Annotated in this window: 23 protein-coding genes; 13 read left to right on the forward strand and 10 right to left on the reverse strand. The window is 75.0% G+C overall.

Going from position 1 to position 21,405, the window contains the following annotated elements; all coding sequences use genetic code 11:
* Nucleotides 1–31: 31 nt before the first annotated feature.
* Complete coding sequence (locus F6X68_RS16455) at nt 32–334, reverse strand: metal-sensitive transcriptional regulator (protein ID WP_151455117.1); 303 nt, start codon at nt 332–334, stop codon at nt 32–34.
* 150 nt (nt 335–484) lie between these two features.
* Here F6X68_RS16455 and F6X68_RS16460 point away from each other — a divergent pair, with 150 nt between their 5' ends.
* From F6X68_RS16460 to F6X68_RS16480, 5 genes are all read left to right on the forward strand, one after another.
* Nucleotides 485–694, forward strand: coding sequence for a heavy-metal-associated domain-containing protein (locus tag F6X68_RS16460; RefSeq protein ID WP_151455118.1), 210 nt, complete (start codon nt 485–487; stop codon nt 692–694).
* A 29-nt stretch (nt 695–723) separates the two neighbouring features.
* Nucleotides 724–1,725, forward strand: a complete 1,002-nt coding sequence (locus tag F6X68_RS16465; protein WP_151455119.1) for a hypothetical protein — start codon at nt 724–726, stop codon at nt 1,723–1,725.
* Nucleotides 1,726–1,733: 8 nt separating this feature from the next.
* Complete coding sequence (locus tag F6X68_RS16470) at nt 1,734–3,986, forward strand: cation-translocating P-type ATPase (RefSeq protein ID WP_151455120.1); 2,253 nt, start codon at nt 1,734–1,736, stop codon at nt 3,984–3,986.
* A gap of 164 nt (nt 3,987–4,150) precedes the next feature.
* Nucleotides 4,151–4,324 carry a CsbD family protein gene (locus F6X68_RS16475; protein ID WP_151455121.1) on the forward strand — a complete coding sequence of 58 codons (174 nt, stop codon included), beginning with the start codon at nt 4,151–4,153 and terminating at the stop codon, nt 4,322–4,324.
* Nucleotides 4,325–4,507: 183 nt separating this feature from the next.
* Complete coding sequence (locus tag F6X68_RS16480; RefSeq protein ID WP_151455122.1) at nt 4,508–5,005, forward strand: hypothetical protein; 498 nt, start codon at nt 4,508–4,510, stop codon at nt 5,003–5,005.
* 90 nt (nt 5,006–5,095) lie between these two features.
* Here F6X68_RS16480 and F6X68_RS16485 read toward each other — a convergent pair whose 3' ends face one another.
* From F6X68_RS16485 to F6X68_RS16495, 3 genes are all read right to left on the reverse strand, one after another.
* Nucleotides 5,096–6,358, reverse strand: coding sequence for an RNA polymerase sigma factor (locus tag F6X68_RS16485; protein WP_151455123.1), 1,263 nt, complete (start codon nt 6,356–6,358; stop codon nt 5,096–5,098).
* Entirely contained in the window at nt 6,355–6,723 is a 369-nt protein-coding gene (locus F6X68_RS16490) for a YciI family protein (RefSeq protein WP_151455124.1), read from the reverse strand. The genes F6X68_RS16485 and F6X68_RS16490 overlap by 4 nt, the downstream gene beginning before the upstream one ends.
* A 98-nt stretch (nt 6,724–6,821) precedes the next feature.
* The gene (locus tag F6X68_RS16495) at nt 6,822–8,060 is read right to left on the reverse strand and encodes a DUF2786 domain-containing protein (RefSeq protein WP_151455125.1); all 1,239 of its coding nucleotides are present in this window, start codon (nt 8,058–8,060) and stop codon (nt 6,822–6,824) included.
* Between the two features lie 209 nt (nt 8,061–8,269).
* Between F6X68_RS16495 and F6X68_RS16500 the strand changes: the two genes are divergently transcribed.
* A complete protein-coding gene (locus tag F6X68_RS16500; RefSeq protein WP_151455126.1) occupies nt 8,270–8,755 on the forward strand; it encodes a DUF2243 domain-containing protein in 486 nt (161 codons plus the stop codon).
* The gene (locus F6X68_RS16505; protein WP_151455127.1) at nt 8,752–9,609 is read left to right on the forward strand and encodes a cytochrome c oxidase assembly protein; all 858 of its coding nucleotides are present in this window, start codon (nt 8,752–8,754) and stop codon (nt 9,607–9,609) included. The genes F6X68_RS16500 and F6X68_RS16505 overlap by 4 nt, the downstream gene beginning before the upstream one ends.
* Here the strand turns inward: F6X68_RS16505 and F6X68_RS16510 are convergent.
* From F6X68_RS16510 to yidD, 4 genes are all read right to left on the reverse strand, one after another.
* Nucleotides 9,569–10,528 (reverse strand): sensor histidine kinase, encoded by a 960-nt coding sequence (locus tag F6X68_RS16510; protein WP_151455128.1) that lies wholly within the window; start codon nt 10,526–10,528, stop codon nt 9,569–9,571. The two genes, F6X68_RS16505 and F6X68_RS16510, sit on opposite strands and share 41 nt — an antisense overlap.
* A complete protein-coding gene (locus F6X68_RS16515; RefSeq protein WP_151455129.1) occupies nt 10,525–11,358 on the reverse strand; it encodes an MEDS domain-containing protein in 834 nt (277 codons plus the stop codon). Before F6X68_RS16515 ends, F6X68_RS16510 begins: the two co-directional genes overlap by 4 nt.
* A 168-nt stretch (nt 11,359–11,526) precedes the next feature.
* Nucleotides 11,527–11,982, reverse strand: a complete 456-nt coding sequence (locus tag F6X68_RS16520) for an ATP-binding protein (protein WP_151455130.1) — start codon at nt 11,980–11,982, stop codon at nt 11,527–11,529.
* 9 nt (nt 11,983–11,991) lie between these two features.
* Complete coding sequence (yidD, locus tag F6X68_RS16525) at nt 11,992–12,408, reverse strand: membrane protein insertion efficiency factor YidD (protein ID WP_225852250.1); 417 nt, start codon at nt 12,406–12,408, stop codon at nt 11,992–11,994.
* A 177-nt stretch (nt 12,409–12,585) separates the two neighbouring features.
* Here yidD and F6X68_RS16530 point away from each other — a divergent pair, with 177 nt between their 5' ends.
* On the forward strand, nt 12,586–12,993 hold the full coding sequence (locus F6X68_RS16530; protein ID WP_225852248.1) for a four-helix bundle copper-binding protein: 408 nt from the start codon (nt 12,586–12,588) through the stop codon (nt 12,991–12,993).
* Between the two features lie 68 nt (nt 12,994–13,061).
* Here F6X68_RS16530 and F6X68_RS16535 read toward each other — a convergent pair whose 3' ends face one another.
* Nucleotides 13,062–14,162, reverse strand: a complete 1,101-nt coding sequence (locus F6X68_RS16535; RefSeq protein WP_225852249.1) for a major royal jelly family protein — start codon at nt 14,160–14,162, stop codon at nt 13,062–13,064.
* A 289-nt stretch (nt 14,163–14,451) separates the two neighbouring features.
* Here F6X68_RS16535 and F6X68_RS16540 point away from each other — a divergent pair, with 289 nt between their 5' ends.
* From F6X68_RS16540 to F6X68_RS16550, 3 genes are all read left to right on the forward strand, one after another.
* Nucleotides 14,452–16,560 (forward strand): heavy metal translocating P-type ATPase, encoded by a 2,109-nt coding sequence (locus F6X68_RS16540; protein WP_151455132.1) that lies wholly within the window; start codon nt 14,452–14,454, stop codon nt 16,558–16,560.
* Nucleotides 16,561–16,625: 65 nt separating this feature from the next.
* Nucleotides 16,626–17,234 carry a helix-turn-helix domain-containing protein gene (locus tag F6X68_RS16545; RefSeq protein ID WP_192581427.1) on the forward strand — a complete coding sequence of 203 codons (609 nt, stop codon included), beginning with the start codon at nt 16,626–16,628 and terminating at the stop codon, nt 17,232–17,234.
* Between the two features lie 5 nt (nt 17,235–17,239).
* Entirely contained in the window at nt 17,240–17,998 is a 759-nt protein-coding gene (locus F6X68_RS16550; protein WP_151455133.1) for an SRPBCC domain-containing protein, read from the forward strand.
* A 130-nt stretch (nt 17,999–18,128) separates the two neighbouring features.
* On the opposite strand, the gene F6X68_RS16555 is transcribed toward F6X68_RS16550, so the two are convergent.
* The gene (locus F6X68_RS16555) at nt 18,129–19,061 is read right to left on the reverse strand and encodes a zinc-binding dehydrogenase (RefSeq protein WP_151455134.1); all 933 of its coding nucleotides are present in this window, start codon (nt 19,059–19,061) and stop codon (nt 18,129–18,131) included.
* 76 nt (nt 19,062–19,137) lie between these two features.
* Here F6X68_RS16555 and F6X68_RS16560 point away from each other — a divergent pair, with 76 nt between their 5' ends.
* Together F6X68_RS16560 and F6X68_RS16565 are read left to right on the forward strand one after the other, a co-directional pair.
* Nucleotides 19,138–19,542, forward strand: a complete 405-nt coding sequence (locus F6X68_RS16560; RefSeq protein WP_151455135.1) for a helix-turn-helix domain-containing protein — start codon at nt 19,138–19,140, stop codon at nt 19,540–19,542.
* Nucleotides 19,543–19,791: 249 nt separating this feature from the next.
* Nucleotides 19,792–21,387, forward strand: coding sequence for an ABC transporter substrate-binding protein (locus F6X68_RS16565; RefSeq protein ID WP_151455136.1), 1,596 nt, complete (start codon nt 19,792–19,794; stop codon nt 21,385–21,387).
* The last annotated feature ends 18 nt before the right edge of the window (nt 21,388–21,405 follow it).

Here is a 21,405-nt window from a genome sequence, read left to right on the forward strand (position 1 = left end):
CGCGCCTCGCGGGGTCGGGTGCCGGGGCGGGTCAGCCGCGCTTCATCAGGCGGCCGACGGCGGCCATCATCTCGGTGGCCATCTCGTCGGCGCGGCCCTCGGCCGCGCCCTCGCGCATGCAGTGCCGGGCGTGCCCGTCGAGCAGGCCCAGCGCGACCTTGTCCAGGGCGGCCTGGATCGCGGAGATCTGGGTGAGCACGTCGATGCAGTAGCGATCCTCGTCGACCATCTTCTCGATGCCACGGACCTGCCCCTCGACGCGGCGCAGCCGCGCGAGCAGCTGATCCTTGCTGGCGGTGTAACCCCTGGTCGGGTTGGGCGTCGGTGTGGTCATGGGGTCGAGGATACCGTACCCCTCGGGGGTATGGTACGTTCGTTCCTGGCCGGGATACCCCCACCGGGTACCGGTACAAGGCACGGGCACCGGTCCGCCTCCGATTTACCCCTGGGGGGTATAGGCTGGGGGCGGCGAGAGGAGAGTTCGATGATCACCACGACGTACCAGGTGCAGGGCATGACCTGCGGGCACTGCGCCACTGCGGTCAGCACCGAGGTCGGCGCGATCCAGGGCGTCAGCGACGTCCAGGTCGACGTCGCCGCCGGTCGGGTCACCGTCACCAGCGAGGGTCCGTTGGAAACCGACACCGTGCGCTCCGCCGTCGACGAGGCCGGTTACGACCTCGTCGGCGCCTGAGATCGGGCACGGGGAAAACGAGGCACACCATGAACACGGCGACGAAGCTGAGCGGTTTCGCCCTCGGCCTCGCGGTGGTGTTCGGCGCGACGTACGGGGTCGGCCGGGTGGCCGACCCCGTGGCGCCGCCCGCCGAGGCCCCGCACGAGGCCGGCGGGGGGCACGGCGAGGACGGCGGAGCCGGACACGGGGGCGACAACGGCGCGGCGGCGCACCTGCCCGGCGGCCTGCTCGTCTCCGACCGTGGCTACACCCTGCGCCCGGTGGACGCCCCGGCCGGGCAGTTCGCCTTCCAGGTCACCGGCCCGGACGGCGGGGCGGTGACCGCGTACGACGTGGCGCACGACAAGCGCATGCACCTGATCGTGGCCCGCCGCGACCTCTCCGGTTTCCGGCACGTGCACCCCGAGATGGCGCCGGACGGCACCTGGCGGGTCGACTCGCCGCTCGCCGGGCCCGGCGTCTGGCGGGCGTTCGCCGACTTCACCCCGACGGGGGGCGAGGCGCTGACGCTCGGCGTCGACGTGACCGTCCCCGGCGCGCTGACCGGGCGGCCCCTGCCCGCCCCGGCGACCAGCACCACGGTCGACGGCTACACGGTGACGCTCGCCGGCGCCCCGGAGCCCGGCCGCACCGCCGAGCTGACCCTGACCGTGAGCCGCGCCGGCGCCCCGGTCACCGACCTGGAGCCCTACCTGGGCGCGTACGGCCACCTGGTGGCGCTGCGCCAGGGCGACCTGGCTTACCTGCACGTGCACCCGCACGGCGAGCCGGGCGACGGGCGGACGCGGCCCGGCCCCGAGGTGAGCTTCTCGGCGGAGATGCCGTCGGCCGGCGCCTACCGCCTCTACCTGGACTTCAAGCACGGCGGCGTGGTGCGTACCGCCGAGTTCACCATCGTCGCCGGCAGCCCTCCGACCGCGCCGGGTGCCCCGGCGGCGACCAGCTCCCCGACGGCGGGCACGCCCGCCGCCACGAGCTCCCCGACCGCCGGCGCCGGCCACGGCGTCCCCGGTCACGGGCACGACTGACGGGAAGCATGATGACCACCAAGCCCTTGCTGACGGCGCCGAACCAGATCGAGCTGGCAATCGGCGGTATGACCTGCGCCTCCTGCGCGGCCCGGATCGAGAAGAAGCTGAACCGGATGGACGGGGTGACCGCCACCGTCAACTACGCCACGGAGAAGGCCACCGTCCGGTACGCCGACGAGGTCACCCCGGACGAGCTGATCGCCACGGTGGAGAAGACCGGCTACACGGCGGCCCTGCCGCCCCCGCCCACGCCCGCCGGCGGCGAACCGGCCGCCGAGCCGGTGGACGAGCTGCGCGGCCTGCGTACCCGGCTGTGGGTCTCGGCCGTGCTCACCGTGCCGGTGATCGTGCTGGCGATGGTGCCCGCCTGGCAGTTCGACTTCTGGCAGTGGCTGTCGCTCACCCTGGCCGCCCCGGTCGTGGCCTATGGCGGGCTGCCCTTCCACCGGGCGGCCTTCATCAACCTGCGGCACGGCGCGGCGACCATGGACACCCTGGTCTCGCTCGGCACCCTGGCGGCGTTCGGCTGGTCGGTCTGGGCGCTCTTCCTCGGCACCGCCGGTACGCCGGGGATGACCCACCCGTTCAGTCTCGCCATCAACCGCTCCGACGGCGCCGGCAACATCTACCTGGAGGCGGCGGCCGGGGTGACCGTGTTCATCCTCGCCGGCCGCTACTTCGAGGCGCGGGCGAAGCGGACCGCCGGCGCGGCCCTGCGGGCCCTGCTCGAACTCGGCGCCAAGGACGTCGCCGTGCTGCGCGGCGGCACGGAGACCCGGATCCCGGTGGACCAGCTCGTGGTGGGGGACCGGTTCGTCGTGCGGCCCGGTGAGAAGATCGCCACGGACGGCGTGGTCGACGAGGGCACCTCGGCGGTCGACGCCAGCATGCTCACCGGCGAGTCCGTCCCGGTCGAGGTCGGCCCGGGCGAGCCCGTGGTCGGCGCGACCGTCAACGCGGGCGGCCGGCTGGTGGTCACCGCCACCCGCATCGGCGGCGACACCCAACTGGCCCAGATGGCCCGGCTGGTCGAGCAGGCGCAGACCGGCAAGGCGGCGGTGCAGCGGCTGGCCGACCGGATCTCCGGCGTCTTCGTGCCGATCGTGATCGCCCTCGCGGTGGGCACCCTCGGCTGGTGGCTCGGCAACGGGTCGGGCGGCACCGCCGCGTTCACCGCCGCCGTGGCGGTGCTGATCATCGCCTGCCCGTGCGCCCTCGGGCTGGCCACGCCGACCGCCCTGCTGGTCGGCACCGGCCGGGGCGCGCAGCTCGGCGTCCTGATCAAGGGGCCGGAGGTGCTGGAGTCCACGAAGCAGGTCGACACCGTCGTGCTGGACAAGACCGGCACCGTCACCACCGGCCGGATGACGCTTGTGGACGTGGTCCCGGCGGCCGGCGAGGACCGCACGGAGCTGCTGCGGCTCGCCGGGGCGCTGGAGTCCGCGTCCGAGCACCCGATCGCCCGGGCCGTCGCCGCCGGGGCGGCCGAGGCGGGCGTGCTGCCGCCGGTGACCGGTTTCGCCAACGCCGAGGGGCTCGGCGTGAGCGGGACGGTCGACGGCCGGGAGGTGCTCATCGGTCGGCCCCGACTGCTGCGCGAGCACGGCCTCGACGTACCGGAGGAGGTCGCGCGGGCGGCGGCCACGGCGGAGGCCCAGGGACGGACGGCGGTGCTGGCCGGCTGGGACGGTCGGGCCCGCGGGGTCCTCGCGGTGGCCGACGTGGTCCGACCGACGAGCCGGGCGGCGATCGCACAGCTGCGCGCGCTCGGCCTGACGCCGGTGCTGCTGACCGGCGACAACACCACCGTCGCCCACGCGGTGGCCGCCGAGTTGGGCATCGACGAGGTGGTCGCCGAGGTGCTGCCCGCCGACAAGGTCGACGTCGTGCGGCGGCTCCAGGACGAGGGTCGGGTGGTGGCGATGGTCGGCGACGGGGTCAACGACGCCGCCGCGCTGGCCCAGGCCGACCTCGGCCTGGCCATGGGCACCGGCACGGACGTGGCGATCGAGGCGTCCGACCTGACCCTGGTCCGGGGTGACCTGATGGCCGCCGTGGACGCGATCCGGCTCGCCCGGCGCACCCTCGGCATCATCAAGGGCAACCTGTTCTGGGCCTTCGCCTACAACGTGGCGGCCCTGCCGCTGGCCGCCGCCGGCCTGCTGAACCCGATGATCGCCGGCGCCGCGATGGCCTTCTCCTCGGTCTTCGTGGTTGCCAACAGCCTCCGGCTGCGGGGCTTCCGCCCGGTCTCCTGACCCCTGCGCACCGTGCCGCCGGCCCCGTCCGTCAGGGGCCGGCGGCACCGGTCGTGGCGGGCCCGGCGGCCCGCCGGCCGGCGGCGGTGGGTGACCGGACGGTTGGACGCTGGCGGTGCGGGGTATTCGAGGGGCGTACCGGCACCGCCAATCGGGAGGTCGACATGGGTTTCGAAGACAAGGTCAACAACACGACCGAGGATGCGGCCGGCAAGCTGAAGGAAGGCGCCGGCCGGGCCACCGACAACGAACGGCTCGAGGCCGAGGGGCGCAACGACCAGGCCAGCGCCAAGCTCAAGCAGGCCGGCGAGAAGATCAAGGACGCCTTCAAGAGCTGACCCGCGTACGCGCCCTCCGCCGGATCGGTCACCAGCCGACCCGGCGGAGGGCGTACTGGCGCGTCCGGCGGACGTTTCCCCCGGCAGGCGCCACTCGTTGGCAGGTCGACGTCCCGCCGCCCGGCGCCGGCCGCACCCGTGCCGTCACCCCCGGGAAGGCCGAGACCCCGAACGGGAGGTCCCGTGTCCCGATCCGTCGTCTACGCGCGCCGCGCCGCCGCCACGGTGGCGCTCGGGGTGCTGGCCGTGGGATGCCAGGACACCGCGCGGGAGGAGACCGCCCGGACCGGCGCGGCCCCGCCGAGCCCGACGGCCCCGGCGAGCGCCGCCCCGAGCCCCTCCCCGGTCGCCACGACCGCCGCCAACACCGTCGAGGTCTGCCGCGAGGTCGACCAGCTCATCCTCGCCGGCAGCCGGCGGATCGCCACCGACTCGGCGGCCTCGGTCCCCCGCGACCTGACCGGTGAGCAGGTCGCCGACCAGCTCCGGCGCAACCTGGCGGGGCTGGCGGACGACGTACGCGCGCAGGCCCGCCGCGCCGCCGACCCGGAGATCCGCGCCCTGATCCAGGACACCGCCGACCGGATCGACGCCGGTTCCCGGGCGTCCCGGCCGGCCGCCTGGATGGACTCCACCTTCACCGCGATCCCCCCGAAGCTGACCCGCGAGTGCCGCGCCTGAGGCCGACGGGCACGTCGCCCGGCGTCGTCGACACCTGACCCGGGACTCCGGTCGGCATGCACCCCCGTGCCGCACGCCGGCCGGCGTCCGTCAGTGCGGCTCCCGCAGCCGCCGGGACTCGTCGGTCCCCGTCAGCCGGGCGGCCCGCAACTCCAGGTAGCGCTGCTCCGGCAGGCTCGTCGTCCCCCGGGCCGCAGCCAGGTACGCCGCCCGGGCCCGCTCCGGTTCGCCGGCCAGCTCCAGCAGGTGGGCGCGGACGGCGGCGAGCCGATGGTGCCCGGCCGTGCGGTCGTCGTCGTCGAGCGGGGCGAGCAGGGCCAGGCCGGCGCGGGGACCGTCCACCATGGCCACCGCGACGGCCTGGTTCAGGGTGACCATCGGGCTCGGGGCGGTCCGGGCGAGCAGCCGGTAGAGCGCCAGGATCTGTCGCCAGTCGGTGCGTCCGGCGGACGGGGCCTCGGCGTGCACGGCGGCGATCGCCGCCTGGAGCTGGTACGGGCCGGGCGGTGACCAGGTCAACGCCTCGGTGACCAGCGCGGTCCCCTCGCCGATGGCCTCGTGGTCCCAGCGGTCGCGGTCCTGCTCTGCGAGCGGGACCAGCTCCCCGGCCGGCCCGGTGCGGGCGGCCCGGTGCGCGTCGGTGAGCAGCATCAACGCGAGCAGCCCGGTCACCTCGCCGTCGCCCGGGAGCAGCCGGTGCACCAGCCGGGCCAGCCGGATCGCCTCGGTGGTCAGGTCGGCCCGGTGCAGGTCCGGCCCGCTGGACGCGGTGTACCCCTCGTTGAAGATCAGGTAGAGCACCTGGAGCACGGCCCGTAGCCGCTCGTCCCGATCCCCGGGGGCGGGCATCGTGAACCGCGCCCCGGCGGCCTCGATCCGCTGCTTGGCCCGGCGGATGCGCTGGCTCATCGTCGCCTCGGGCACGAGGTACGCCCTCGCGATCTGCGCGGTGGTGAGGCCGCCGACCGCCCGTAGCGTCAGCGCGACCTGGGCCGACCGGGCCAGCGCCGGATGGCAGCAGAGGAACAGCAGGGCCAGGGTGTCGTCCCCTGCCGGTGACTGTTCGTCGACGGCCGGCGCGTACGCCGGCTCGCGGGCGGCCAGCGCGGCCTCCCGGTTGCGCCGGGCACGCTCGCTGCGCCACTCGTCGGTCAGCCGGCGCGTGGCGACGGTGAGCAACCAGGCCCGGGGGTTGTCCGGCACGCCCTGTCGCGGCCACTGCACGGTGGCGGCGAGCAGCGCCTCCTGCACGGCGTCCTCGGCGGCGTCGAACTGGCCGTGCCGGCGGACGAGCAGGCCGAGGACCTGCGGCGCCAGGTCGCGCAGCAGGTCCTCCAGGTGGCCTCCGCTCACATTTCCGTCCCGGCCTCATCCATGATCGCCCGCACCTCCAGCACGCCGAAGCCCCGCCGCACGTCCGGCCAGCTGGCGGCGATCTCGGCGGCCCGCTCGGGACTGTCGCAGTCGACCATCAGGTAGCCGGCGAACTGTTCCTTGCTCTCCATGTACGGCCCGTCGGTCACCTCCGGCCGGTCACCGGCCAGCCGGACCGTACGCGCCTGCGACGGGTCGGCCAGGGCCTGGCCGCCGAGGAACTCGCCCGACTCGGTCAGTTCCCGCATGAGCTCGTCGACCTCGCCGAAGAGCGCGCTGCGCTCCTGCTCCGACAGCCCGTCCACGAACCCCGGGCGGTTCCAGATCAGCAGCATGTACTTCATCGGGTGCTCCTCGTTTCCTCGGCCGAGCCCATGGTGGCGCGTTTCCGGTGAGGGGTCGGAGCCGACCCGCCGGTTCCGACAGCCGGCGGTACGGAATCTCAGCGCCGGCCGCGTACCTGGCGCTTCGGGGCGGGGCCGGCGCCGAGCGAGGCGCGGTCGGCGGCGGAGGTGCCCGACGACCAGCCCTCGGCGTCGCGCACCGTGAGCCGCCCCCGGACGACGCCGGGGAAGAGCGTGTCGAGGCGTTCGCGTACCGCCTCGGCGCGGGTGGCGAGCACCGGCAGCAGCCGTTCCGGCCCGGCCTGCGCCGTCGCCTCCCGGTCGGCCGCGTCGGTGGCGGCCCGCAGCCGCTCGCCGATCCGCAGCGCGAAGGCGTTGAGGAAGGACTCGTCGTAGTCCCGGGTCCGCCGGCCGGTGCTCCTGGCCCGCCGTTCCCCCCGGCCGCGCAGCATCGCCGTGGTGGCCTGCACCAGCAGCGAGGTGTAGAGCAGCTCGACCGCCTCCAGGTCGGCCGGCCAGCCCAGCACCGTGGTGAAGCCGAGGTCGTCGGACCAGACGGCCTCGCAGCGGTTCGCCGCCGCCACCTCCTGCGCCAGCAGCGCCTTCGCGCCCGCGTACGGGGGCTCGGTGCCGAGGCGCATCCCGCCGGGCCGGTCGGCGGGCTCGGCGACGCCCGCCAGCAGCGCCTGGTCGATGCTGTGCCGGGCGATCAGCTCCTGGGCCTTGCCGGTCAGCGCCTCCGCCTCGGCCGGGTAGGTGGTCGACTCCGCCTTGGCCAGCAGCGCCCGCACCCGGTCGAGCATCCGGGAGCCGCTGCCCGACCCGCCGCGCGCGACGGCCGTCCCGGGCGCGCCGGGCGGCGGGCGCAGCACGGCGATCGGCGGGAGCCCCTCGACCAGGGCCAGCGCGTCGACCGCCGCCCGCAGCGCGGTGAACCGGTCGCACCCGACGCGGGTGGACCAGGCGGCCAGGTGGCTCTCGTCGGCGTCCCACCACACCCCGGCGCCCAGGTCGCGCAGCTGGTCGTCCCACCACGGCGGCACCGGGTCGGTCAGCTCGCGGCGCTGCGCGGCGAGCGCGTCGGTGACCAGCCCGGCCGCCCGGGGGTCGAGCCGGCGGGCGGCGAGCCGGCCGAGGTCCACCGGCTGCCAGCCGTGCTGGGCCAGCCGCCCCACGCCCCGCGCCAGGCGGCGCAGGAGCGCGGCGTCCACCGCCGCCGCGCCGTCCGCGGCGCCCGTCCCGATCATCAGCCGGTCCAGCTGCCGCTCCGCGAGGCGTACGTCGGTGCCGCGTACCGCCGCGAGCGCGTCGTTGACCAGTTCCTCGGCGTCCGGCACGGCCGTGTCCTCCTGGGGTCTGCTTCTTCCGCGCCGGGAAACGATCGTCGCCCGCCCGCCGAAGGTACCGCCGGGTCCGCGCGCCGTCCGCCGGTCGTGACCCGTGCCACCGGAAGGCCCCGGCCCGGCCGCCCCGTCGACGGGGAACTTCCGCATGGTTCGGCCGGTCCTGGGTAGTTCGGGGGTGGCGAGCGATGCGAGGTGGTGAGATGGCGGGATCGCGGTTTTCGGGCAACGGCTCCGGCGCACCTGATCTGCGCCGGTCGGTCCTCGCCGCCGCGGTCATCGGGGTGGCGGTGATGGCCGCCGTCGACGAGATCGTCTTCCACCAGATCCTCGGCTGGCACCACTTCTACGACCGGTCCACCCTCTCCGTCGGGCTGCTCTCCGACGGGCTGCTCCACTCGGCCGAGCTGCTCGCCCTGGTCGGCGGCTTCTTCTGGTTCGCCGACCTGCGCCGCCGGGGCGCCCTGGTGCCCCGGGCCGCCTGGGGCGGGTTCCTGCTCGGCGCGGGGGCGTTCCAGCTCTTCGACGGGATCGTCGACCACAAGGTGCTGCGGCTGCACCAGATCCGCTACGGGGTGCACCTGCTCCCGTACGACGTGGTGTGGAACGTGGCGGCGGTGGCGCTGCTGCTGCTCGGCGCGTGGGTGACCTGGCGGGTGCGGTCCCGCTCCGGCCGCGACGCCCGGTGACGGCGCTCGCGCACACCGGTGCCGCCGCGGGGCCCGCCCCGCTGCCGCTCGCGGCGGTCGCATTGCTCGCCGCCGGCTACCTGCTGGCCGTGTCCGGCGACGGGCGCGGCTGGCGTCGCCGGCGTACGGTCGCCTGGCTGGCCGGCTGCGGGGTGCTCGCGGTCGCCCTCGGCCCGCTGGCGGGCGGGCCCGGCGACCCGCGCGTGCACATGGCCCAGCACCTGCTGCTGGGCATGGTCGCGCCGCTCGCGCTGGCCCTCGGCGCCCCGGTGACCCTGCTGCTGCGGGTCGTGCCGCCGGCGGCCGGCCGCCGGGTGGGCCGGTTCCTGCGGGCCCGGCCGGTGCACGTGCTCGCCCATCCGGTGACGGCGGCGCTGCTCACCACCGGCGGGCTGGCGCTGGTGCTGCTCACGCCGCTCTACGCGGCGGCCGAGCGGAACCCGGTGCTGCACCACGCCCTGCACGCGCACTACGTGGCCGCCGGCTACCTGTTCGCCTGGTCGGTGGCCGGCCCGGACCCGGCGCCGCGCCGGCCGGGCCCGGCGGTGCGGGTTGGCGCCCTGCTCGCGGCGGGGGCCGGGCACGCCGTGCTGGCCAAGTACCTCTACGCGCACGCCGCCACCCTGCCGCCCGGGCTGCCCGAGCGGGACGTCGACGCGCTGCGCGCGGCGGCCCGGTTCATGTACTACGGCGGCGACGTCGCCGAACTGCTGCTCGCCACCGCCCTCTTCGCGGCCTGGTACCACCGGCGCCGACCCCGCCGACCGGCACCCTCCGCCGGCGCGGGCCCGCCCGGAGGCGAGGCCGTCCCGGTCAGCCGGTGTACGCCTTTCCGGCCGTCAGCCGGAGCGTGAACCCGGTGTCGTCGCGCTGCCAGGTGACGTGGTTGCAGGACTGGTAGGTGATCCAGAGGCCGAGCCCGCCGGGTGTGCCGTCGGACACGGGGAGCAGCCCGCAGAAGGGGTCGCCCGGCCCGTCGCCGCCGTCGCTGACCGTCGCCACGATGCGGTCGTCGCCGGCCCACACGCGCAGTCGGACCGGCGGCCTGCCGTGGCGCAGCGCGTTGGTGACGATCTCGCTCACCGCGACGACCAGATCCTCCACGTCGTCGTCCGGCACCTGGCCCTGGTCGGCCTTGTGCACGGCGGCGCGCGCCTCGGCCGCCGTCGGGTCCGTCAGCTCCACGGCCGGCGGCTGCGCCTGGAGGGGGTCGGGCACGACCCGGGGGCCCTGCCGCAGGAATTCCCTCGGCGGCGTCCAGGTCGGGCTGGGCACGTGCCGCCCGTCAGGGGTGGCGAACCGGGGGTGCGTCCGGGCCACGTCCGCCAGCACCTCCGGCGGCGTGATCCGGGTGTCGTACGCGCACATGCTCCACAGCGGGAAGTCGTCGTACGCGTGGTTTATCGCCGACTCGTAGCGGGCCCACCAGTCCCAGGTCGCGCCGAACGAGACCGAGGGCACCTCACCGATGATCCGGATCTGCCCGGCGCCGGCGGCCACCTGCTCGGCGAGGAGCTGGCGGTAGGAGCGGATGGCGGCGGCGGGCCGGGCGTAGACGTCGCCGCCGGGCAGGAACTCGACCCCGGAACCGGCCGGCAGCGCCGAGCGGACCAGCCCGCCGGTGCGCTCGCCCAGGGCCACGAAGGTCGGCTCGCCCGCCTCGACGCCGCCGAGCAGGAACGGCACCGCCACGGCGAGCAGCTCGTCGTCGGAGTCGTAGCGCACGGCCTCGTGGTAGTAGCCGTGGTGCTGGGCGGCCGCACCCGTCCTCATGGCGTGACCTCCACCCGCACGCCGGGCAGGTCCAGCAGCTCCACCAGGCGGGCCGCGGCCGAGCGGGGGGTGCGCAGCACGGCGGTCGCGCCGCGGCGGTGCGCGTACTCGGCCAGGTGGGTCAGGGCGCGGTGGTCCACGAAACGCAGGCCGGCCGCCGACAGCACCAGCTCACCGTCGGTGGGCCGCAGGTCGGCGCGGTCCAAGGCGGTGCGGAACAGGTCGTGGTTCGACATGTCCAGCTCGCCGGCGAGCGCGGCGTGCCCGTCGGCGGGCGCCACGGCGTACAACTGGAACAGCAGGTCCTCGACGTTGGTCTGCGGGTGCATGCAGGCCAGCTCGGTGACCGCCCGGTCGCCCAGCTTCACCCGGTGGTAGGCGCACATGGCCTTGAACGGCCGGGTGCGCATGTAGCGGTCGATCTGGTGCTCGTAGCGGGTGAAGACGTCGAGCTGGGCCGGGGTGCGGACGAGTTCGGTGGCCTCCGCGACCACGCGTAGCCCGGTGTGGCCGGCGGCCAGCGCCTCGTCCGTGGCGGCCGCGTAGGCGGCGACCTGCGCCGCCGGGTCGACGACCTGGTCGGGCGAGTAGGTCGAGACCAGGGGGACCACCGCGGCGGCGCCCCGGCGCTCCGCGTCGGTGAAACTCGGCAGCGCGTGCAGCCGCTCGGCCACCAGGTCCGAGGGGCGCGGTGTCACGTACCAGAAGCGCTCGCCGGCCGCGAGGCCCGCGGCAAGGTGGCGCTCCGCCTGGTCGGCGAGGGATTCCAGGTCGTCGTACGACCAGCAGATGTGACTGCCCGGCGCGGTCCGCCGTTCGCTGTTGATCATGCTGGTCGCCTCACGCTGACCAGTGTAGGCCGCCCCGGAACGGGCACCGGGTCCGCGACCTGCCGGGACGCCGGGGGCGGACGCTTTCGACCGGTTCGTTGCCCGACGGTGGGCCGGCCGGCCGTTCCGCCCCCCGGGGGCTGCGCCGCCGCGCCGGCCGGTGCCCGGTCAGGCGCTCCGCGCGCCACTGAGGCGCTCGGTGCGGGGAAAGGACGCCCAGATGTTCTTGGTGGTGCCCGTGGCGTACCAGCCGACGTCGAGGGAGAGGGCGCGGGCCAGCTCCAGGCCGCGCCCGCCGTCGCCGACGCTCCGGGCCTCGGCGAGCTGCGGCAGGGACCCCAGGTCGTGGTCGGCGACGTCGAGGATGAGGCAGTCGTCGGTGGCGAGCAGCCGGACGATCGTCGGCGGGATCCCGTGGCGCAGGGCGTTCGTGGCCAGCTCCGTGGCGATCAGCGCGACGAGCTCGGGAACCTCCTCCAGGGCCTCGCCCTCCCCGAGCACGTCGCCGGTCAGTTCCTCGTGCAGGGACGCCCGCAGGGCACGCAGGTCCACCGCCTCCTGCAACGTCCACCGCCGCAGCTCAACGGCCTGCGGCGGGGGTGTGGAACTGCTCAGCTGGCCCATGGTCTCGTTCTACCCGATCTCCGGCCGGCTCACTCCAGGGCTCATCGGTCGGCGCACCGGATCGTGGGTGCCCCGGGGCACCCCCGGGCGGCAGCGACGCACCCGCTCGGCGGCCATCCGTCCGCCCACCGCCAACCCGTGCCGTTCCACCGCCGTCAACCCGTACGCCCCGCAGGTCGGCGTGAAGCGGCACCGTCCCGGCCAGTGCGGCGACAGCCACCGGCGGTAGCCCCGGATCGCCGCCACCCCCGCCCGGTCCAGCACCGGCGCCCGGGTCGCCGCCGCCGTCGCCGCGCCGAGCGTCAGCAGGGTCGAGAACAGTCCCAGGTCGCAGCAGTCGCAGCAGCCGTCGGGGTTCTTCGACTTCGACATGAGCCGTTGCTGCCGGCGGTTCTCGCGGGCCGTCTCCCGGAGGCGTCTGAACATCACGGTCCCGATCATCGGCCAACGCGACGCCCGACGCGTTGTCGCCCCCCGGAGCCGACCGGCCGGTGGGACCCGGAAGCGGTGTCGACCCAGACGGTATCGACCGGTACCGCCGGCGGCCGCATGCCGGGCGTCGGTCGCGGGTAGTGCTCAGGCAATGACCGAGAGGAGAACGCCGTGCCAAGCACCACGATGCCGATGCTCGAGACGTACCCGAAGTCGATCAACCTGGACCGGGCCAAGCTGGCCGCCGTCGTCGAGGCGCTCAACACCTGCGCCCAGGCGTGCACCGCCTGCGCCGACGCCTGTCTGAGCGAGGACATGGTCGCCGAGCTGACGAAGTGCGTACGGACGAACCTGGACTGCGCGGACATCTGCACGACGACCGCCCGGGTGCTGTCCCGGCACACCGGTTACGACGCCAACATCACCCGCACGCTGCTGGAGGCGTGCGCCACCGCCTGCAAGTCCTGCGGCGACGAGTGCGCCGGCCACGCGGGCATGCACGAGCACTGCCGGATCTGCGCCGAGGCCTGCCGCGCGTGCGAGCGGGCCTGCCGGGACCTGCTCGCCACCATGAGCTGACCGTCCCCGGAGGACACGGCGCCGGCATCCCGCGTGGGGTGCCGGCGCCGTGCCGTCAGTGGCGATGGTCAGCGCAACCGGACCGGGCCGGCGTCGATCCGGATGCGGAACAGGGCGTACGGCTTGCGCCGGAGGTCCTGCCCGCGCTGGTACTTCGCCTGGCGGTGCAACTGGTTGGCGGTCACGTACAGGTGCCCGTCGCTCGCCACGGACATGGTGTCGGGCCACAGCAGCCGAGGGTCGTGCGCCACGGTCTCGTACCCGCCGTCGGGGAGGCGGCGCAGCACCGCGTCGTGCTCGTACGACGTGAGGTAGAGCCGGCCGGCGTCGTCGGTCTCCAGGCCGTCGGAGGCGCCGCCCTTGTCGCCCTCGTCCACCACCGACGCGGCGACCTGGTCGTCGGCCGTCGAGCGGTCGGTGAGCGCGTCGGTGGACACGCTGTACCAGCGGCGGGAGGCGAGCGGGCAGTAGTGGAGCCGGGACCCGTCGGCGGAGATGGCGATGCCGTCCGCGCCCATCGTCACCGGCTTCGGCGGCCCGTCGGCGGGGCGCTCCAGGAACGGCCGGCCCTCGACCACCGGCCGGAACGTCTCCAGCGGCTCGGCCTTCGTGGACGGATGGTCGTGCAGCCGCCGCCAGGACGCGCCGCTGGCCAGGTCCACCACGATGATCCCGTTCGGGCCGGAGTCGGAGGAGTCGGTGATGTAGGCGGTGCCCGCCTCGCCGCGGCGCAGGTCGAAGCGCACGTCGTTGAGGTAGGTGCTGGGCAGGGCAACGTCGGTCGGGAAGGTGATCACCTGGGCGACGGTGTCGGTGTCCAGGTCGACGCGGACCAGTTTCGGGCCGCCGGGCGTGGTGGGGCGGAACATCGGGCTGCCGGTGTCGAGGACCCAGAGCCGGTCGGCGGGATCGACGACGACGCTCTGCACCGACACGAACGCCTCCGCGTCGTCGTCGCCCGACGGGCTGTTCCACCGTTCGTCGGGGAAGGGCACCTCTCGGCCGTCGCGCAGTTCGACCACCGTAGCGGGCACCTCGTCGCCCCACTTCGGGAAGTTGACGAAGATCCGGCCGGTGTGCGAGACGCTCACGCCGGTGGGCATCGGGCCGGTGAAGGCGTGGACGAGTTCCAGCTCGCCGACCGGCTCGGCGGCGACCGGCCCGCTCACGACGCGCCCCCGGGACGCGGCGCGGCCTCGTCCCTCACCCGACGCGGATCCTCATGGAGCACGTGCATGGCGTCATCTCCCTCTCGCGCGGGTTCGACCGTCGGGCTTCCCGGCGCCCACCGCCGCAAACCCTCCGCCCGCCTCTCCCAGGTGACCCGCCGGGGGTCAGCCAAACCCGGGGCTGCCGTGCGGGACCGCCGGGGAGGCGCGGGCCCCGGGGCCGGCTTCTCGAAGCGATCCGACGACGTATACCCGGAGGGGGTATATCGTGGGTCGGGAGGAGGCGCAGATGCCCCACGAGACGCACCACCACGACGGCCACCCGCCCCGCGCGACGGGTGCCTCCGACACGCACGCCGGCCAGCACGCCCACGGCGCGGGCGGGCACGCCGGGCACGACAAGCACGCCGGGCACGACCCGGAGATGTTCCGCCGGAAGTTCTGGCTGAGCCTGGCGCTCACCGTGCCGATCGTCCTGACCAGCGAGATGGTGATGGACTGGTTCGGCTACCGGCTGGAGTTCCCGGGCATGGCATGGGTCGGCCCGGTCCTCGGCACCGTCGTCTTCCTCTACGGCGGCTGGCCGTTCCTGGCCGGGGCCGTGCGGGAGGTGCGCGACCGGGCGCCCGGCATGATGCTGCTCATCGCGATGGCCATCACGGTGGCGTACGTCGCCTCGGCGGCCACCGCGCTCGGCGTCTTCGACCTGGACTTCTGGTGGGAACTCGCCGCCCTGGTCACGATCATGCTGCTCGGGCACTGGCAGGAGATGAAGGCCATCGGGCAGGCGCAGGGCGCGCTGTCCGCCCTGGCGGCGCTGCTGCCCGACGACGCCGAGCGGGTGGCGGCGGACGGTGGGGTCGAGCGGGTGTCCGTGGCGGACCTGCGGGTCGACGACCTGGTGCTGGTCCGGCCCGGTGCGCGGGTGCCGGCCGACGGCCGGATCGTCGAGGGCGGCGCCGAGCTGGACGAGTCCATGGTGACCGGCGAGTCGCGGCCGGTCTCCCGGGGCGTCGGGGACCGGGTGGTCGCCGGCACGGTGGCCACCGACGCGGCGGTCCGGGTACGCGTCGAGGCGGTCGGCGAGGACACCGCGCTGGCCGGCATCCAGCGCCTGGTGGCCCAGGCCCAGCAGTCCAGCGGTCGCGCGCAGGTGCTCGCCGACCGCTTCGCCGCCTGGCTGTTCTACGTCGCGACCGTGGTGGCCCTGGCGACCCTGGTGACCTGGGCCGTGCTCGGCGACCTCGGCGGGGCCGTGGTGCGTACCGTCACCGTGCTGGTGATCGCCTGCCCGCACGCGCTGGGCCTGGCCATCCCGCTGGTGATCGCGCTGTCGACCGCCGTGGCGGCCAGGGGTGGGATCCTGGTCAAGGACCGGCTGGCGCTGGAGCGGATGCGCACGGTCGACGCGGTGCTGTTCGACAAGACCGGCACCCTCACCCGGGGCGAGCACGTGGTGTCGGGGGTGGCGGCCACGGGGAACGGCAGCGAGGACGAGGTGCTCGCCCTGGCGGCGGCGGTGGAGGCGGACAGCGAACATCCGCTGGCCCGGGCCATCGTGACCGCCGGGGCCGGGCGCGGCGTGGCCCGGCGGGCGACGGGGTTCCGCTCGTTGACCGGGCGCGGCGTCCGCGCCGAGGTCGACGGCACGGCGTACGCCGTCGGGGGTCCCGCCCTGCTGCGCGAGCTGGGCGCGCGGACGCCGGACGACCTGGCCGACCGGCAGGGCGACTGGTCGCGCCGGGGCGCGGCGGTGCTGCACCTGCTGCGCCTCGACGGCGACACGGCCACCGTCCTCGGCGCCCTGGCGCTGGAGGACCAGGTCCGCCCCGAGGCCCGCGAGGCGATCGCCGAGCTGCGGGAGCAGGGCGTCGGCAAGATCGTCATGATCACCGGGGACGCCCGTCCGGTCGCCGAGGCGGTCGCCGCCGACCTCGGGTTCCGTCCCGGCGTCGACGAGGTGTTCGCCGAGGTGCTGCCCGCCGACAAGGACGACGCCGTGGCCGACCTGCAACGGCGCGGGCTGCGGGTGGCGATGGTCGGCGACGGGGTGAACGACGCCCCCGCCCTGGCCCGGGCCGACGTGGGCATCGCCATCGGCGCCGGCACCGACGTGGCGATCGAGTCCGCCGGGGTGGTGCTCGCCTCGTCCGACCCGCGGGGCGTCACCGGCGTGATCCGGCTGTCCCGGGCCTCGTACCGCAAGATGCTCCAGAACCTGGGCTGGGCGGCCGGCTACAACGTCGTCGCCCTTCCGCTGGCCGCTGGCGTGCTGGCCTGGGCCGGGGTGACGCTCAGCCCGGCGGTCGGCGCGATCCTGATGTCCGCCTCGACGATCGTGGTGGCGCTCAACGCCCAACTGTTGCGCCGCGTACGCCTGCGCCCTCGGGAGGAGTGAGCGGCGACCCCACCGACCAATCCGATTGTCTTGACAAGAAAAATTGTCGGTGGGACGCTGTGCCCATGTTCGACATCGCAGTGATCGAGGACCCGGCGGCGGCCGAGGCGTCGCTGGACCCGATGCGGGCCCGGCTGCTGGCCGCGCTCGCCGAGCCGGCCTCGGCGACGATGCTCGCCGCCCGCGTCGGCCTGCCCCGACAGAAGGTCAACTACCACCTCCGGGCGCTGGAGCAGCACGGCCTGGTCGAGCTGGTGGAGGAGCGCCGCAAGGGCAACGTGACCGAGCGGGTCATGCGGGCCACCGCGGCGTCGTACGTGATCTCGCCCGCCGCCCTCGCCGCCGTCCGGCCCGACCCGGCGCAGTCGCCGGACCGGCTGTCGGCGCGGTGGCTGCTGGCGCTGGCCGCCCGCCTGGTGCAGGACGTCGGCGCGCTCATCACCGGCGCGGAGCGGGCGAAGCAGCGGGTGGCGACGTTCGCGGTCGACGGCACCGTCCGGTTCGCCTCGGCGGCCGACCGGGCGGCCTTCGCCGAGGAACTGGCGGCCACCGTCACCGCCCTGGTCGGCAGGTACCACGACGAGAACGCCCCCGGCGGCCGCGAGCACCGGGTGGTGGTCGCCCTGCACCCCAGCGCCGACCCCGACGACAGCACCGCGAACGAGGAGCACTGACTGACATGGGACATCACTTCGAGCTGCGCAAGGACGTCGAGCTGGCCGCCACGCCCGAGCAGGTGTGGGAGGCCATCGCCACCGGTCCGGGCATCGACTCCTGGTTCATGGGCCGCACGGAGGTCGAGCCGGGCGTGGGCGGCCGGACCCGCCTGACGATGGCCGGCCACGTCGAGGAGTCGACGATCACCGCGTGGGAGCCCGGCAAGCGGCTCGCCGACCGCACCGAACCGGCCCCGGACGGCACGTTCATGGCCATGGAATACCTGATCGAGGGCCGCGAGCGGGGCAGCACGACCCTGCGGCTCGTCCAGAGCGGCGTCCTCGGGGACGACTGGGAGACCGAGTACGAGGCCATGGGGATCGGCTGGGACATGTACCTCGGGACGCTGGCCGCGTACCTCGCCCACTTCCCCGGCCGGACCGCGACCCCGGTCTCGGCCTTCCGCCCGGGCGTCGGCGGCGCGGACCGGGCGTGGGCGGCCGTGGCCGAAGCCCTCGGCGCGGCCGGTCCGCTCGCCGAGGGGGAGCGCGTCCGGTTCACCGTCGCCGGGCTGCCGCCGATCGAGGGCGTCGTCGACCTGGCCGGCCTGCCGACCTACGTCGGTGTCCGCACCGCCGACGCGCTCTACCGGTTCCTGCACTCCGGTGCCGAGCGCGGCGACGCCCTGGTCCTCGGCCACCACGTCTTCGCCCCCGGGCAGGACCCGGCCCGGAGCGAGCGGGCCTGGCAGGACTGGCTGGCCGCCCTGCCCGTCGGCTGACCCCGACGACGAGAACGCCCGGCGGACGGGCCGGCCCGGACGCCCGGGTGGTGGACGGGGGCCGATCCGGCCGCCCGGCAGGCGCTGCCCGGTGGGAGCCGGGCCGGCCCCGCCGGGCGTCCGGGTGTGGTCAGGGCGTGAGGACGAGGCGCCCGCGCAGGCCGCCTCCGGCGAGGCGGTCGTGGGCCACGCCGACCTGGTCCAGCGGCAGGGTGTCCGCGACGCGCGGGCTGAGCCGTCCCGCGCCCACCAGCGCGGCCAGTTCGGTCAACCGCGCGCCGTCGGCGAACACCTCCTGCACGACGACGCGCGTGGCCCGCAGGGGCGGCGGCGCGAACGGTGCGACCAGGGCCACGAAGGTGCCCTCCGGCCGCAGTGCCTCGTGCGCCGCGACACCGACCACCGCGGCGTCGACCACCGCGTCGACGCCACCGGGCACCTTTCGGCGTACGGCCTCGGCGAGCCGTTGCGTGCGCGGCACGAACCAGGTCGCGCCCAGGCCACGGACGACCGCTTCGTCGTCGGAGTCGGCGACGGCCACGGTGCGCACGCCCCGCATGGTGGCCAGTTCGAGCAGCAGCCCGCCGACGCCGCCCGCGGCGCCGGTGACGAGCAGCGTCTGCCCGGCGCGCAGGCCCGTGAGGGTGAGCGACCGGTCGGCCGTGAGCCCGGCGAGCGGCAGGGCGGCGGCCCGCGCGGCGGGGACGCCGGCCGGCGCCGGGGCCACCGCGCGGTCGTCCAGGACGACGTACTCCGCCTGGGCGCCGCCGGCCGACAGCACGTCGCGCAGGCCGATCACCTGGTCCCCGGGGGCGAACCGGGTGACGCCGGGGCCGACCTGGTCGACCCGTCCGGCCACGTCCCAGCCGAGCCACACCACCGGGGCGGGGGCGAGCAGTCCGGCCTGGCTGAGCGCCCCGTTGCGGGTGGACAGGTCGATCCGGTTGACCGCCGCCGCGGCCACGCGGACGCGCACCTGGCCGGGCCCGGCCTCGGGCGCAGGTACGTCGACGATTTCCAGGACCTCGGGGCCGCCGAAGCGGCGTACGGCAACAGCCTTCATGCCGCTCACGCTAGGGCTGCTACTCTCCGGCGGTAAGTAGGTACCCGAAGGTGCGTAACCCTCCCGGAGGTCCGTCATGGCGACCCTCAGCGCCGCCCAGCTGCGGGAGCACCAGCGCGACGAGTACAACGCCTTCCTCGCGCAGTGCCCGGGTCACCAGCTGCTGGCGACGCTCAGCGACAAGTGGGTGACGCTGGTCCTCGCCGCCCTCGCCGACGGGCCCCTGCGCTACAGCGACCTGAGCCGCACCATCCCCGGGGCCAGCCAGAAGATGCTGACCCAGACGCTGCGCAAGCTGGAACGCGACGGCCTGCTCACCCGCACCGTCACGCCGTCGGTGCCGGTGCGCGTCGATTACGGGATCACCGCGCTGGGTCGTACCCTGCTTCCGATCCAGCAGGCGATCAAGAACTGGGCCGAGACGCACATCGAGCAGGTTCATCGCGCCCGCGCCGCGTACGACCGCGGCGCCGCCGGCTGACCGCCGCGCTCCCGCGTGGACGGGGTGTGGCCTGGGCTACATGGCCGCCTGGCGCTTGTTGCACGAGATTGGCAATTGCGGAATGCTGGCGTTAGTGGCCGGCTGCCCCGGGCGCGATGATCCAGACCACGGCCGGGGCGTCCGCCCGCTCGTGACCGTGGACCGCCGCGGGCACGTCGGCCAAGATCAGGACGCCGGCCCGAGTGCGACGCCGGGCGGTCGTGCGAAGAACAGACCCGGGAGCATGTGATGGGTACGCCTGTGTCCAAGCGCGTGGCGGCGGTGGCCGTCGCCGGTGTCCTCGCCGTGGCCGGCTGCTCCTCGCCGACGACCACGTCGACGGGCGCGGCCGGCGCCGGCACGCTCGTCGTGGCGACGGCGGGCGAGCCGGACGCGTTGAACCCGGTGCTGAACTACGGCGTCGACGGCGGCTCCCTGATCTTCGACGGGCTGGTCGCCCGCGACGCCCGCAACGAGCTGGTGCCGGCGCTGGCCCGGGAACTGCCGACCGTGTCGGCGGACGGCAGGACGGTCACCGCGAAGCTCCGCGACGGCGTGCTGTTCCACGACGGCAGCCCGTTCACTGCCCAGGACGTGGTCTTCACCTACCAGGCGGTGCTGGACCCGAAGGTCGACTCCACGCTCCGCTCCGACCTGGACATGCTCGCCTCGGTCACCGCGCCCGACCCGTCGACCGTGGTGTTCACCCTGAAGTACGCCTACGCGCCCTTCGCGCAGCGGCTGGCCCTCGGCATCGTGCCGGCCAAGGCGCTGACCGGGCAGGACATCAACAAGGCCGAGTTCAACCGCAAGCCGGTGGGCACCGGCCCGTACCGCGTGACGTCGTGGACCCCGGGCGACCGGCTCGTGCTCGCGGCCAACGAGAGCTGGTGGGGCGGCAGGCCCGCCAACGGCGGCGTGGTGGTGGCGTTCGTCGCCGACGACAACGTACGCGCGCAGCGGATGCGGGCGGGGGAGTTCGACGCGGCGGAGCTGGCGCCGAAGCTGACCACCGGCTTCGACGGGCAGGCCGGCTACCGGGTGCAGCGGGTGCCCACCGCCGACTACCGGGGCGTGATGCTGCCGATGGGCAACCCGGTCACCGCCGACCTCGCGGTGCGGCGGGCACTGAACGCGGCGGTGGACCGCGCGGCGATGGTCACCGGGCTGCTCGGCGGGGCGGGCGAGCCCGCGTTCGGGCCGGTCCCGCCGACGTCGGAGTTCGCCGAGCCGTCGATCGTGGGCAGGCCCGCCGCCGATCCGGCCGCCGCGACCGCCGCCCTCGACGCCGCCGGCTGGAAGCCGGGCCCGGACGGGATCCGTGCCAAGGACGGCCGGCAGGCGGCGTTCGCACTGATGTACCCGGCCACGGACAGCCTCCGCAAGGAGCTCGCCCTCGCGGTGACCGCCGACGCGAAGAAGGTCGGCATCAAGATCACCCCTGAGGGGCTGACCTGGGACGCGATCACCCCCCGGATGGGCAGCGACGCGCTCGTGATGGGCTACGGCACCCCGTACGATCCGGACTTCGTCTCCTACAAGCTGTTCGGCTCCGCCTTCGCCGGCCAGGGCTTCTTCAACCCCGGCTCCTACCGGTCGCCCGTGGTGGACAAGGCGTTGCAGGACGGCCGCGCCAACGCCGACCCGGCCGCCCGTAAGGCCGCGTACGCCACGTTCCAGAAGCAGCTCGCCACCGACATGCCGTGGGTCTTCCTCACCTACCTCCAGCACACCTATGTGGTGAAGGACGCGGTCGTCGGCGTGACCCCCCGGGTGGAGCCGCACGAGCACGACGTCGCCAACAGCCTCTGGTGGAACATCCACACCTGGACGAGGAAGTCGTGACGACGCCCGCCCCGACAG

Source organism: Micromonospora sp. AMSO12t (assembly GCF_008806585.1).
Taxonomy (GTDB): domain Bacteria; phylum Actinomycetota; class Actinomycetes; order Mycobacteriales; family Micromonosporaceae; genus Micromonospora; species Micromonospora reichwaldensis.